This window comes from Pseudoalteromonas sp. SG43-6 (assembly GCF_014164365.1).
Classification (GTDB): Bacteria; Pseudomonadota; Gammaproteobacteria; order Enterobacterales; family Alteromonadaceae; genus Pseudoalteromonas; species Pseudoalteromonas rhizosphaerae.
Window position 1 is genome coordinate 1 of record NZ_JACJEZ010000216.1, and the last position, 256, is coordinate 256.

Genomic DNA, 256 nt, shown 5'->3' on the forward strand with positions numbered 1-256 from the left:
ACCCATTCTCTTGCTGCGCTTATATCTTCAAATGGCTTTTCTGGGTAGTCTGAGCGATATTTTAACGTTTTAAATAATGACTCCGAATAGGGATTATCATTACTCACTGACGGGCGACTAAACGACGGTACAATGCCTAATTCTTGCAAGGTAGCCAATAATGTAGCGCCTTTCATTGGGCTGCCATTATCCGAATGTAACGTGACTTGCTCTGGCTTTATTTGCTCTCGACTGCAAATATCCGTCATCAAATCAG

The 256-nt window shown here is 42.2% G+C and carries 1 pseudogene; it reads right to left on the reverse strand.

Annotated elements, in window-relative coordinates:
* A pseudogene (locus H5201_RS23630) lies at window positions 1-256 on the reverse strand (DDE-type integrase/transposase/recombinase); the annotation flags it as partial.